General features: G+C 64.4%; 10 protein-coding genes. 7 read left to right on the top strand and 3 right to left on the bottom strand.

What is annotated here, in order from left to right; genetic code table 11:
* Positions 1-115: 115 nt before the first annotated feature.
* Both QRN54_RS33695 and QRN54_RS31055 read right to left on the bottom strand, forming a co-directional pair.
* On the bottom strand, positions 116-484 hold the full coding sequence (locus QRN54_RS33695; RefSeq protein WP_164490643.1) for a ParB family protein: 369 nt from the start codon (positions 482-484) through the stop codon (positions 116-118).
* The gene (locus tag QRN54_RS31055; RefSeq protein WP_019750059.1) at positions 481-1,398 is read right to left on the bottom strand and encodes a ParA family protein; all 918 of its coding nucleotides are present in this window, start codon (positions 1,396-1,398) and stop codon (positions 481-483) included. The genes QRN54_RS33695 and QRN54_RS31055 overlap by 4 nt, the downstream gene beginning before the upstream one ends.
* A 1,106-nt stretch (positions 1,399-2,504) precedes the next feature.
* Here QRN54_RS31055 and QRN54_RS31060 point away from each other — a divergent pair.
* From QRN54_RS31060 to QRN54_RS31070, 3 genes are all read left to right on the top strand, one after another.
* Positions 2,505-3,317: an SDR family NAD(P)-dependent oxidoreductase gene (locus tag QRN54_RS31060; RefSeq protein WP_125052958.1), complete on the top strand. Its 813-nt coding sequence runs from the start codon at positions 2,505-2,507 to the stop codon at positions 3,315-3,317.
* 129 nt (positions 3,318-3,446) lie between these two features.
* Positions 3,447-3,779: a GAF domain-containing protein gene (locus QRN54_RS31065; RefSeq protein WP_285183873.1), complete on the top strand. Its 333-nt coding sequence runs from the start codon at positions 3,447-3,449 to the stop codon at positions 3,777-3,779.
* 16 nt (positions 3,780-3,795) lie between these two features.
* Positions 3,796-6,831, top strand: a complete 3,036-nt coding sequence (locus tag QRN54_RS31070; RefSeq protein ID WP_011331220.1) for a Tn3 family transposase — start codon at positions 3,796-3,798, stop codon at positions 6,829-6,831.
* Between the two features lie 126 nt (positions 6,832-6,957).
* Here the strand turns inward: QRN54_RS31070 and QRN54_RS31075 are convergent, their stop codons facing one another.
* On the bottom strand, positions 6,958-7,545 hold the full coding sequence (locus QRN54_RS31075; protein ID WP_011331219.1) for a TetR/AcrR family transcriptional regulator: 588 nt from the start codon (positions 7,543-7,545) through the stop codon (positions 6,958-6,960).
* A gap of 101 nt (positions 7,546-7,646) precedes the next feature.
* On the opposite strand from QRN54_RS31075, the gene QRN54_RS31080 reads away from it, so the two are divergent.
* Genes QRN54_RS31080 through QRN54_RS31095 form a run of 4 tightly spaced genes read left to right on the top strand, consistent with a single transcriptional unit; the run spans position 7,647 to position 12,145 of the window.
* On the top strand, positions 7,647-8,513 hold the full coding sequence (locus QRN54_RS31080; protein WP_011331218.1) for a CoA transferase: 867 nt from the start codon (positions 7,647-7,649) through the stop codon (positions 8,511-8,513).
* On the top strand, positions 8,510-9,685 hold the full coding sequence (locus QRN54_RS31085) for a thiolase family protein (RefSeq protein WP_011331217.1): 1,176 nt from the start codon (positions 8,510-8,512) through the stop codon (positions 9,683-9,685). The genes QRN54_RS31080 and QRN54_RS31085 overlap by 4 nt, the downstream gene beginning before the upstream one ends.
* Before the next feature lie 7 nt (positions 9,686-9,692).
* The gene (locus tag QRN54_RS31090) at positions 9,693-11,360 is read left to right on the top strand and encodes a long-chain-fatty-acid--CoA ligase (protein ID WP_011331216.1); all 1,668 of its coding nucleotides are present in this window, start codon (positions 9,693-9,695) and stop codon (positions 11,358-11,360) included.
* Positions 11,357-12,145: an enoyl-CoA hydratase/isomerase family protein gene (locus QRN54_RS31095; RefSeq protein WP_011331215.1), complete on the top strand. Its 789-nt coding sequence runs from the start codon at positions 11,357-11,359 to the stop codon at positions 12,143-12,145. The genes QRN54_RS31090 and QRN54_RS31095 overlap by 4 nt, the downstream gene beginning before the upstream one ends.
* Positions 12,146-12,147: the final 2 nt, after the last annotated feature.

The raw sequence follows: 12,147 nt of genomic DNA on the forward strand, positions 1-12,147 counted from the left end.
TCCACCTCCCCTCCCGATCGCGGCTTGACTCCTACACCCCGTGAGATGTCTTCCAGGGGTTTCCCGGTCTGGAGCCTCGTCGGGTGCAACCGGCGAGGCTCCTTCGATGTGAGGGTCAGTCGTCTGAGATGGGGCGCCCGCTGGGAAGTGCGCCGGTCTCTGCTTCGTACTGGTTTCCGCTGTTGTGCGCGGTTTCCCGGCGTTCTGCCTCGGCCGCTAGTGCTTTCTCTACGAATTGCGACCAGGATTTGTCGTCCTCAAGGTGGCTGGTGTTTCGGTAAGCGCCTCGGGCGCGACTGAATACGACTTGATCGACGTAGACCGTAATACGTTTGGGCTTGGGCTTTTCCACAGCTGTCGGCGTGGGCTGTGGAGGCGGCGGGACCTGTGTGGCCGTGCGGTTGGACCTCTGCATTCGAGACAGGTCACCAGTCACGTTCCGCGGAGGTAGCGCCGTGAGCTTTCGTTCGGGCCGGTCATTCATACCCGTGCTTCCTCTCTTTCCGCTGTTGCAACACGGGTGACAACTTCTTGCGCAACTGCAAAGAGGTCGTCTGCAACGGATTTGGACGATTTCGGTGCGAGAGTCTGAGGCTCGGCGTTGCCTTTGATGACGTCGTACCATTTCGGGCCGCTTCGGACGACTGCGTCGAGTTCGGCTGCGAGCATGCCTCGCTCGCGTGTTGCTTGGGCTGTCGCTTCTGAGTGACGAACGGTGGCAGTGAAAACGACGTCGTCGTTGCCGAACGCCTCTGCAATTGCAGACCTGGCTTGCTTGAGCACGGTTTTCGCTGATGTACCGACGGCTACGAGAACGACGCCTAGTAGGTCGAGGTCGGGGTTGATTGCAGCGACAGCGTCGATGCGTAGTGCAACGGCTGCCATCCCTTTTCGGCTGGACGCATCGGATTTGACGGGCACGAATGCCCATTTTGCGGCGGCTAGCGCTGCTGTCTGCAAGGTTTCGTCGCCGGGGGGGCAGTCGATGAGGATCATGTCGTATGCGGGCGCCATTGGAGCAAGAACCCTCGCGAGGGCAAGTTTTGCGCCATCGGGATCTTTGGATGCCATAGCGGCAAGCGCTGCTGTTGCTTGTTCGAGGTGAACTCCCCCAGGGAGAACATCGAGATTAGCGCGAACATTTTCGATGGGTTTTGCGTCACCGCCGAAAGCGATTGCGCTAGCAAGCGACCTTCCCTGGTCATCGCCGGTTTCACTGGTGTACCCGAGGTCTTCGGCGAGGTTCCCCTGAGGGTCGAGGTCGACGAGCAGAATTTTCTGCCCCGACGCTGCCAGTTCTCCACCGACGTTAGCTGTCAGGGTCGTCTTTAGGACACCACCCTTGCCGTTGATTACGGCGATCACCCTTTTGCGTGTTTCGTGAAAGTCGGTCTGCATTGCTCTCCCTCGACATCGCTGGCACATTTGACGGTATTATCAGCATTCCACGCCATCGCCAGCAATGCAATCAATAGCAGTAATGCCAGTATTGCTGCTATCGACCATCGGCCAGGTCGTAGCAACACCTCTGGCCTCAAAACCAGCAATAGCAGCAATGCTGGCATTACACACGGTTTCGCCGTGGCAGCGCCTTGAACTGCATGTTTTCAATAGCAGTATTACTGTCATTACGGCAGGCGGGGTGCGCAGAGAATCGAAACAAGCCGAGACTGCCACGCCAACATTGACGGCATTACTGGTGTTACTGGGATTACAGGTCGCCCGAGCTCACCCTCAGCTCTTCACTGCTATTGACAGTAATGCTGGCATTTCTTCAGTTTGGCGCAATGGCGCAAAATGCCTGGACGTGAGGCGGAGAACGCCACGGCTCGACGACTACACCACCCGTTCGACCGCACCTCCGCGGCCCGCACGTAGGTCGCACCTCTCACTCGACATTTCAATCGAGCAACGTCAGCATGAGTCAATTTTGCGCACCCACCCAACTAAGCCCGTTCCGCGAAACCACCGTTCTCGCATAATGCCAGTATTGCTGCTATCGGCCATCGGCCAGGTCGTAGCAACACCTCTGGCCCCAAAACCAGCAATAGCAGCAATAGCAGCAATGCTGGCATTACACACGGTTTCGCCGTGGCAGCGCCTTGAACTGCATGTTTTCAATAGCAGTATTACTGTCATTACGGCAGGCGGGGTGCGCAGAGAATCGAAACAAGCCGAGACTGCCACGCCAACATTGACGGCATTACTGGTGTTACTGGGATTACAGGTCGCCCGAGCTCACCCTCAGCTCTTCACTGCTATTGACAGTAATGCTGGCATTTCTTCAGTTTGGCGCAATGGCGCAAAATGCCTGGACGTGAGGCGGAGAACGCCACGGCTCGACGACTACACCACCCGTTCGACCGCACCTCCGCGGCCCGCACGTAGGTCGCACCTCTCACTCGACATTTCAATCGAGCAACGTCAGCATGAGTCAATTTTGCGCACCCACCCAACTAAGCCCGTTCCGCGAAACCACCGTTCTCACGAGGAATACTTGCGCCATGGGGTATTTCATAGGACGCGTTGTGGTCGTTACCGGCGCGGGAGCGGGAATCGGGCGGCAACTAAGCATCCAACTGGCCGCCCAAGGCGCAAAGCTCGCGCTAATCGACGTCAACCAAGGTGCCCTAGAGGAAACGGTCGAGCTGGCTGGAATCAGCGCCGACTCGGTGATGATCTCGGCGACGGATGTCACGGACCGAGAAGCGATGGGGGAGTGTGCCGCGGCAACGCTCGCCCAGTTCGGGCATGTTGATGCGATCTTCAATAACGCTGGCGTTCTGTATTCCGGAACCGTGGAGGATTCCGACTACCCAGACATCGAGCACGTGATGAATGTCGACTTCTGGGGCGTAGTTAATGGGTCGAAAGCCTTCTTGCCGTACATTATTGCGTCGGATCGTGGGTCCATCGTCAACATCTCATCGGCCTTCGGTCTCATGGCCGCGCCTGGTTACTCGGCCTACAACTCCGCGAAGTTCGCGGTCCGCGGGTTCACCGAGTCGCTCCGCCAGGAGATGCTTCTTCATCACCGGCAGGTAACTGTGATTTGTGTGTTTCCCGGAGGAATCAAGACTTCAATTGCACGTACAGCGCGTGTGGCGACAACTCTCGACCATTCGGAAGTCGTCGAATCCTTTGAGGGTTCCATCGCGAGAACGGATCCAGCGGCCGCTGCCAAAACGATTTTGCGCGGTGCGGAACGGCGCCGACCTCGAGTGCTGATCGGTAAAGATGCCCGCATCGTCGATCTACTAACTAGGACTGCCAGTTCGGGCTACCAACGGATCATTCCAGCACTGAAGTCCGGCTAGTACTTTTGGCGGATGCCCAGGTCAGCGCCGTCCGCTGAAGGACTAAATACCTGTAACGGGAAGTTACGTTAAGTTTGTTTTGTCGAGTAGTGTTCCTCTGTTCGCATCCGCGGGGAGAGGAACTACGTAGTGGCAACAAAGTGGTTGTTGATTGAGTCGATCGGCGGCGCGACACCGTCGATCATCGGTCTGGGGAGTACTCCTCGAAAGTTCACACCGTTGGACAAATTCTTCAAAAGCAAGGATTCCCTCGACGAGGTTTACAGCGTGATTGCCGAGGTCATGGCGTCGCCTGACCGCGTAGACAGGGTCACGGCTGATGGCCGCCGGCGTGTCGTTGTGGAGCCGTTGGTGACGTTCTCAGGACGCCTCCATGGCATGTACCTATGGACTGGGGGGTCGGGGAGCAGATTGACGAAATCCGGCGCTAAGGGGCAATCGCCGAGCGACCTTGCGCTGTAGGTGATTTCATGTCGTCGTGACTGATGAGGGCGGCTATGGCCGGTTCGGTGCGTTGTCTCGGCAGGAGCTGGAGCGTTACTGCTACTTGGATGACGAGGACCGGCGGCTGATCGCTGCGCGGCGGCGCGACTACAACCGTCTGGGGTTCGCGGTGCAGGTGGTGACGGTGCGTCACCTGGGAATGTTCCTGGCTGATCCGCTGGATGTCCCGCCCGCGTTGATCGAGTATCTGGCCGAGCAGTTGGAGATCTCCGATCCGTCGATGGTGAAGCGGTACACCGATCGGGAGAAGACCAAGCTCGAACACGCCTGGGAAATCCAGCAGGTGTACGGACTCAAGCCGTTCGGCGAGATGGAGTCGGAGCTCACGTCGTGGATCGTCGACCAGGCGTGGATGACCGGCGACGGACCGAAGGCGATCTTCGGCGACGCAGTGACATGGCTGCGGAAGCGTCAGGCGCTGCTGCCGGGGATCACCACGTTGGAGCGGCTGATCGGCGACGGCCGCAACGCGGCGGACGCCCGGTTGTGGCGCCAGCTCGGCGAGCAGCTGACCTCGGAGTCCGCGTCTGCCTTGTTGCGGCTGCTGGAGGTTCCTGCGGAGGGCGGGCAGAAGGTCAGCGAGCTGGAGCGGCTGCGCAAGGGCGTGTTCAAGGCGTCGTCGAAGGGGATGCTCGCGGCGCTGCGCAGGGTTGTCGACCTGCAAGCGGTCGGGGTGGACAGCATCGACGTGAGGGCGATCCCGCCGCGTCGGTTGACGGGGTTGGCGACCTACGGGTTGGCGAGCAAGGCCGCCGCGCTGCGGCGGCTGCCCACGCGTGAGCAGCGCTTGGCGGTGCTGGCCGCGACGGTCGTTGTGTTGAGCGCGCGGGCGGTCGACGACGTGTTGGAGACCTTCGACATGTTGATGACGACGAAGCTTCTGTCCAAGGCCGAGCGGGAGTCTCGCGAGGAGAAGCTGCGTCGCTATCCGAGGGTGTCACGCAACGCAGGCAAGCTCGCGGCAGCGGTGAAGGTGCTGCTGGAGATGGTCGAGGTCAACCAGGACGTCGGGCTGGGCGTGGTGTTGGACATGATCGAGAAGACCGTCACCCGGGCCGAGTTGCGGCACGCGGTCCAGGCGGTCGACGAGCTGGTGCCCGCCGACGACGCGGAGCTGGATGGGCAGCGGTTGATCGAGTTGGCCGGCAAGTTCGCCACGGTCCGCCCGTTCCTGTCGATGCTGATGGACACGATCGAGTTCGGCGCGACCAGTGACGGCGCCGCCGTCCTGGCGGCAATGAAGACCCTCGCCGAGCTGCTGACATCCAGGTCGTCGGGCAAGATCCCGGCAAACCTGCTGGACGCCCGCAAGGTCGACCACGACTTGATCGTCGGCGCGTGGAAGCGCTTGATCTACACGCCGGGCCGACCGGAGGGCACCGTCGACCGGAACTCCTACACGATCTGCGTGTTGGAACAGTTCCACCGACACCTCAAGCACCGCAGCATCTTCGCGGTGCGTTCGTCGCGGTGGCGCGACCCGCGGGCGCACCTGCTGGCAGGCGAAGCCTGGGAGGCTGCGCGTGACGCCGGCATGAACGCGCTGGGCCTGCCCGCCGCGCCGACGCAGCTGCTGACCGATCACGCGACGGCGTTGGAGACCGCTTATCGGGAGTTGGCCGCACGGCTGGGCGAGGACACCCCAGCCAGCATCGACGCCGACGGCAAACTGCACGTCGCCGCGCTGGACGCCAAGGCCGAGCCCGCGTCGCTGGTCGACCTGCGCCGCCGGGTGGAGGCGATGATCCCGCGTGTGGACCTGCCGGAACTGGTCACGGAGGTGATGAGCTGGCATCCCGGTTTCACCGAGGCGTTCACCCACACCTCGGGCAACGAGGCCCGCGTCGCCGACCTCGGCTTGTCGGTGGCGGCCGTGCTCTGTTCCTATGCGATGAACGTCGGGTTCAAACCGGTGACAACGCCTGGTGTCGACGCCCTGACCAGGGATCGGCTGCTGCACGTCGACCAGTGCTACGTGCGGGCCGAGACCATCGAGGCGGCCAACGCCGTGCTGGTCGACGCCCAGGCCGACATCCCCCTGGCCCAAGCGTGGGGCGGCGGGCTGGTCGCCTCGGTGGACGGGATGCGGTTCGTGGTGCCCGTGCGCACCCATAACGCCCGCCCGAACCCGAAGTACTTCGGCCGGAAACTGGGCATCACCTGGTTGAACATGCTCAACGACCAGTCCGCCGGGCTGGCAGGCAAGGTGCTGCGCGGAACACCTCGCGATTCGCTGCACACCATCGACGTGATCGTGTCCCAGCACGGCGGGCGGATTCCGGAGGTCATCATCACCGACACCGGGTCGTATTCCGACATCGTGTTCGGACTGCTGCATCTGATCGGCCGCCAGTACCGGCCGCAGCTGGCGAACCTGCCCGATCAGCGGTTGTGGCGCATCGACGCCCGAGCCGACTACGGGCCGCTGGACAAGGCGGCGCGCGGGGTGATCGACACCGCCAAGATCGCCGCGCACTGGGAGGACATGTGCCGGATCGCGGTGTCGATCCACTCCGGTGAGGTGTCGGCGCACGAGGTCACCAGGATGATCTCCCGCGACGGGCAGCCGACCGCGTTGGGCCAGGCCATCGCCCATTTCGGGCGGATCTTCAAGACCCTGCACATCCTGCGCCTGGCCGACGACGAACCTTACCGGCGCGAGGGCAAGGCCCAGTCCAATCTCGTCGAGGGTCGTCACGACCTGGCGCGCACGATCTATCACGGCCGCAAGGGCGAGATGACCCGCGCCTACTACGAGGGCATGGAAGACCAGCTCTCGGCGCTGGGATTGGTGCTCAATTGCGTCGTCGTGTGGAACACCGTCTACGAGAACCGCGCCCTCGCCGCGCTGCGAGCCGGCGGATACCCGGTGCTCGACACCGATGTCGAGCGATTGTCGGCGTTCGTGCGCGCCCACATCGGCATCGACGGGCACTACAGCTTCCACCTGCCCGACCCCAGCGGAGTTCACCGACCGCTGCGCGACCCGGACGCCGACGACGACGAGTAGCGCGAGTCGAAGGGTGGCGGATGACCGCTCAGGACCTGACGACGCATGTCGGCGGAAGTCTCTCCTGAGCCGCGAAACAGGCCACGGCCTGCACCTCTACCTCCGACCTGACCCAACAAACTACCGCTAGATTACGGTCACGGAGAGCGTCAGTTTGTCGCTGTGCGGCACGCCCGTCCGGTCGAGGAAGTCACACATGTCATCGATCATCGGCTGCATGAGCAGCTGCCCCAGCTGACGAACCATCAGCCCGATGACCTGTGAGGACTCGGATCGCCGTGTCGAGGTCTTGCCCGAATAGCGGAGTTTGGAGATCTCTCTGCGACTCAGGTCGGTCAGCCGCTCGAGTAACTCGCTCTTTCCCTGCGGATCGAGCACAGCGCGCCGGATGTAGTTCACCACCGTCGGATGCGTCGCGAGCATGTGCCGCACCGCCTCGTCTCGAGCGGCGGCGACCTGCGCTGGGGCGCCCTCGTCCGGCACAGAGGCGATCGCCAGAGCGTAATAGTCGACGACCAGTTGCTCGACGGCGACGCGTAGCCCGTCCTTGGTCTTGAAGTGGTGCTGCACCAATCCCACGGCGACCCCGGCGGCGGCGGCGACGGCGCGCATCGAGACGCGATCCTCGCCGCGCTCGGCGTAGAGGTCGAGCGCGGCGTTGCGAATGCGGGCCTTCGCGGTGAGGTCCTCGTCACTGGCGCGGGGGTCGGTCACAGAAATTGCCTCCTATCAGAGAAAAAAGCATACACCCTTGACATTAGACAGTACATGCGCATTAATGGCTATACATCAGTATAGTCAAAAAGGGGTTGATGATGTCGCAGTCGAGTTCGCTGCAGGGCGTGCAGGTGGTGTCGCTCGCGATCAATCTGCCGGGCCCGCTCGCCGCCGCGCGGCTACGGGCGCTGGGCGCCACCGTCACCAAGATCGAACCGCCGGCCGGCGACCCGCTGCGGGCCGTGGCGCCGACGTGGTACGACGAGCTCACTGTGGGCCAGCGGGTCGTGACCCTCGACCTCAAGGACCCCGCTGATCGGGCGGTGGCGGCGCGCGAGCTGTCGCGTGCCGACCTGATGCTCACCGCCATGCGCCCCTCGGCGCTGGTCAAGCTCGGCCTGGACGAGTTGACCGCGGCGAATCCGCACCTGTCGCATATCGAGATCGTCGGGCACGACGGGATCGCGGCGGAGCAGCCCGGCCATGACCTGACGTACCAGGCCCTGCACGGCACTCTCCAGCCGCCGACGATGCCGACCGTCCCGGTGGCCGACCTGCTCGGCGCCGAGCGCGCCGTGTCCGCGGCCCTGCTCGCCCTGCGCGTGGCCGCGGAGTCCGGCGTGGGACACCGCGAGCGGGTCGTCCTCGAACAGGCGGCCGCCGACGCCGGCGCCGCAGTTCGGCACGGTCTGATGGGAGCGGGCGCGCCGCTCGGCGGGGCGCATCCCGGTTACCGGATCTACTCCAGCTCCGACGGCCACGTCGCGCTGGCCGCGCTCGAGCCGCACTTCTGGGAGCGCGCCCGCGCCGGTCTCGGTGTCGAGGGCACCCAGGAGGAGCTCGAGCAGACGTTTCTTTCCAAGCCGACGCGCGAATGGGAGGAGGTCGCGAAGCGCCTCGACATTCCCCTGATCGGAATCCGCGATTCGGCACCCCGTAATTCAGCACAAGGAGCTTTGTCATGAGTGTTCGCGAGGCCGTTATCGTCGGCGCGGTCCGGACCCCGGTCGGCCGTCGCGGAGGGATCCTCAGCGCATGGCATCCGGTGGACCTGCTCGGGCAGACGCTGCGGGAGCTTGTGGCCCGCGCCGGCGTCGACCCCGCCGCGATCGAGGACGTCATCACCGGCTGCGTCATCCAGCACGATGTCCAGTCGGGCAATCTCGGCCGCCACGCGGTGCTCGCCGCCGGGCTGCCCGAGTCGGTCCCCGCGGTGACGATCGACCGCCAGTGCGGTTCAGGGCAGCAGGCGGTCAGCTTCGCCGCCCAGGCGGTGATGGCGGGTTCCCACGACCTGGTGATCGCCTGCGGCGTCGAGTCGATGTCACGGGTGCCGATGCCTCCGGCGTTCCTGCCCGGCGCGCCGCTCGGCCCGCAGTACAGCCCGCGCGAACTCGACCGCTACGACGGTGGGCTGATGGCGCAGGGCCCGTCGTCGGAGCTGATGAACGAGAGGTTCGACCTGAGCCGAGCGGCGTTGGACGCGTTCAGCGCTCGCAGCCACGAGCGGGCGCACGCCGCGACGCGGGCCGGGAAGTTCCGCGACCAGATGGTGCCGATCACCGCCGACCCCGACGACCCGACCGGTCCGGTCATCGACTCGGACGAGGGCATCCGCGAGCACATCGACCCCGCCAAGATGGCGAGCCTGAAAGCCGTGTTCGGCGCCGACGGGCGGACCACGGCGGCCAACTCCTCGCAGATCAGCGACGGCGCGGCCGCGCTGCTGATCGCCGACCGCGAGTACGCCGAGCGCAACGGCCTCATCCCACGCGCCCGGTTCCGCGCGCTGTCGGTCGCCGCCGCCGACCCGATCATCCAGTTCACCGCGATCCTCGACGCCGCCCACAAGGCGCTCGGCCGAAGCGGGTTGGCCGTCGAGGAGATCGACCTGTTCGAGGTCAACGAGGCCTTCGCCGGTGTGCCGCTGATCTTCCAACGGGAATTCGGCGTCCCGGACGACAAGCTGAACGTCAACGGCGGCTCCGTCGCCCTCGGCCACCCGCTGGGCTCGACCGGAGCCCGGATGCTCACCGACCTGCTCTGCGAACTCGAACGCTCCGGCAAGAGGTTCGGCTTGCAGACCGTCTGCGAGGCCACCGGCACCGCGAACGCCACCATCATCGAACGCATCTGAGGACGTCATGAGCCACGAGATCGTGAGGGGCCTGCCCTCCACCCACGGCGACCACTATCAACTCAACACCACCACCATCATCCGGCACGCCGCGCGCACCTATCCCGAGCAGGAGATCGTGTACCGCACCGCGGACGGCGGCTGGGACCGGTACACCTACGCCGATGCCTACGCGCGAATCCAACGAAGTGCCAATGCACTTCGCTCGATCGGCGTCGGGCCGGGCGATGTGGTCGGGATCCTCGACTGGAACAGCAAGCGGCACTACGAGCTGTACTGGGCGATTCCCGGCCTCGCTGCCGTGATGTTGCAGATGAACCTGCGTTTGGCGCCAGAGGATCTCGCTTACGTCACCGGACACAGTGATGCATCGGTGGTCCTCATCGACGAGTCGCTGCTTCCGGTTGCCGAGGCGCTGGCACCGCATACGCCGAACGTGAAGACGTGGGTGGTGATGACCGATAAGCCGCTGGCCGACATCACCACCACGCTCCCGCACGCGGTGCACTGGGAGGACCTGCTCGCGGACGCCGGCCCGGAGATCGACTGGCCGGTCATCGACGAAACCTCCTCCTACAGCGCGTGTTACACCACCGGCACCACCGGCAGGCCCAAGGGCATCTACTACTCGCATCGCGGCATCTACCTGCACACCCTCGCCGAGGTCGCCGGACTCGGGATGAGCAGCGACGATGCCGTCATGCTCATCACGCCGATGTTCCACGGCCAGGGCTGGGGCCTACCCCAGGCGGCCGCCTACAGTGCCGCAAAAATCGTGCTGCCCGGTCGCTACATCGCCGAGGACACATCCGTCCTCGTGGACGCGATGATCGCGGAGCAAGTCACCGTCGCAAACGGTGCGCCGGCGATCTTCCAGCCCATGATGAACTACATCAAGACGCTTGCGGTCGCACCGGACTTCTCCCGCGCGCGGCTGCTGTCCGGTGCCACCGAGCCGCCGCTGTCGCTGATGCGCGACTTCCACGACATCACTGGAGCCGACGTCATCCACGCCTACGGCGCCACCGAGACCACCCCTCTGGTCGCGGTGAACCGGGGACTGAAGCCCTCGCTGCGCGGTGTGATCTCGGACGAGGAGAAGTGGGATCTCAAGCGTAAGCAGGGTTTGCCGGTCAACGGCATCGACATCCGGATCGTCGACGCGGAAGGCAACGATCTCCCGCACGACGGCACGAGTCAGGGTGAAGTGCTGCTGCGCGGACCGTGGATCATCGAGCGCTATCACAAGCTCGACGACGACGCCGACAAGTTCCTCGACGGGTATTGGCGTAGCGGCGATGTCGGGACCATCGACCCGAATGGTTACTTGAAGATCACCGACCGGATCAAGGACGTGGTCAAGTCGGGTGGCGAATGGATTTCCTCCATCGACATGGAGAACGCACTCGTTGCCCATCCGAAGATCGCCGAGGCGGCCGTCATCGGCGTCCCGCACCCGAAGTGGCAGGAGCGTCCAGTAGCACTCGTCGTGACGACCGACGGGCAGGAACTTCCACTGTCGGAGATCCACGAATTGCTCGCCGATGCATTCGCCAAATGGCAATTGCCCGAGACCGTCCTGTATCTGGACCAGCTGCCCCGCACCAGCGTCGGCAAGCTCGACAAGAAGGCCATGCGCGCCGCGCACACCAACGTCTACGAGGACGTCCGATGAACCCCGACAACGCCCCGCTACGCACGGCCCGCGACAGCCACCTCCTGATCCTGGAGATCAACCGGCCCAAGGCTCGCAACAGTCTGAACGAGGCGGTGCTCACCGCCTTGAACACCGAGCTCGTCGCGGCTCGGCACGACGACGAGATCCGTGCCATCGTGCTCACCGGCGCCGGCGGGATCTTCTGCGCCGGAGCCGACATCACCAATTTCGACGCCATTCGCGACCAGTCGCTGCTCGGCGATCGAGCCGCGCTGGGCGGCACCATCTGGGCCGACCTGGGCCGATTCCCGAAGCCGGTCCTCGCTGCGGTCGAGGGCCTCGCACTCGGCGGCGGCTGCGAGTTGGCGCTTGCCTGCGACATCGTCATCGCCGGCGAATCCGCCAAGTTCGGTGTCCCGGAGGTGAAGCTCGGCGTGATCCCGGGCGGCGGCGGAACCCAGCGCCTGATTCAGGCCGTCGGCAAGTCCAAGGCGATGGCCCTACTGCTCACCGGCGACTTCCTGTCCGCACAGCGGGCGTGCGCGGCCGGCATCGTCGCCGAGACCGTCCCGGACGGCACCGCCCTCGAAGCGGCGGTCGCCATGGCGCAGCGGATCGCCGCCAACTCACCGCTCGCGGTGGCGCTGGCCAAGGATGCCGCCCTCCAGGCCCTGGAAACCTCTCTGGCGCAAGGACTCGAGCACGAGAAGCGCAACTTTCACGTTGCCATCCATTCCGCCGACAGCCGCGAGGGCCAGGCCGCGTTCCTCGCCAAGCGCGCCCCCGAATTCACCGGAAAGTAGGA

The sequence above is a fragment of the Rhodococcus sp. MEB032 genome (assembly GCF_030208925.1).
In the GTDB taxonomy this organism is placed as follows: Bacteria; Actinomycetota; Actinomycetes; order Mycobacteriales; family Mycobacteriaceae; genus Rhodococcus_F; species Rhodococcus_F qingshengii.

Bases quoted from the DNA above. Each gene is read 5' to 3' on its own strand.
- QRN54_RS31060 (WP_125052958.1), top strand. From the start codon at position 2,505: ATGGGGTATTTCATAGGACGCGTTGTGGTCGTTACCGGCGCGGGAGCG.
- QRN54_RS31085 (WP_011331217.1), top strand. From the start codon at position 8,510: ATGAGTGTTCGCGAGGCCGTTATCGTCGGCGCGGTCCGGACCCCGGTC.
- QRN54_RS33695 (WP_164490643.1), bottom strand. From the start codon at position 484: ATGAATGACCGGCCCGAACGAAAGCTCACGGCGCTACCTCCGCGGAAC.
- QRN54_RS31090 (WP_011331216.1), top strand. From the start codon at position 9,693: ATGAGCCACGAGATCGTGAGGGGCCTGCCCTCCACCCACGGCGACCAC.
- QRN54_RS31080 (WP_011331218.1), top strand. From the start codon at position 7,647: ATGTCGCAGTCGAGTTCGCTGCAGGGCGTGCAGGTGGTGTCGCTCGCG.
- QRN54_RS31095 (WP_011331215.1), top strand. From the start codon at position 11,357: ATGAACCCCGACAACGCCCCGCTACGCACGGCCCGCGACAGCCACCTC.
- QRN54_RS31055 (WP_019750059.1), bottom strand. From the start codon at position 1,398: ATGCAGACCGACTTTCACGAAACACGCAAAAGGGTGATCGCCGTAATC.